Origin of the sequence: Pseudoalteromonas sp. GW168-MNA-CIBAN-0100 (assembly GCF_040309225.1) — a bacterium.
Classification (GTDB): Bacteria; Pseudomonadota; Gammaproteobacteria; order Enterobacterales; family Alteromonadaceae; genus Pseudoalteromonas; species Pseudoalteromonas arctica.
Genome location: NZ_JBEOOL010000455.1, coordinates 1 through 283 on the forward strand (window position 1 = coordinate 1; position 283 = coordinate 283).

1 protein-coding gene is annotated in these 283 nt (G+C 41.7%); it reads right to left on the bottom strand.

Annotated features, from left to right (window positions below; genetic code table 11):
* On the bottom strand, window positions 1-283 hold a 283-nt coding region (locus tag AAEY62_RS21925), incomplete at both ends, for an undecaprenyl-diphosphate phosphatase (protein WP_350636511.1).

Consider the following 283-nt stretch of genomic DNA (forward strand, 5'->3'; position numbering starts at 1 on the left):
CATCGCAACGGCCTGTGCTAGGCCTATAATAAGCGCGGTTTTCCAATTTAGCTGATAAATCGTTTTAGTTTGCTTACCTTTTGCATCCGCATACCAAAGCAATAAACCAAATATAATGGTGGTAACCGCGATCACCCATGCGCTACGCAAATAAAGCTCTATCATATCTTTTAAAAGCAAACCTAAAATAGCGGCTGGAATTGTGCCTAAAATTATCCACCAGCCTAATTTACTGTCATCGGTGCTACCTTGCGCACCAAACGACTTAAACCATGCACTAAGT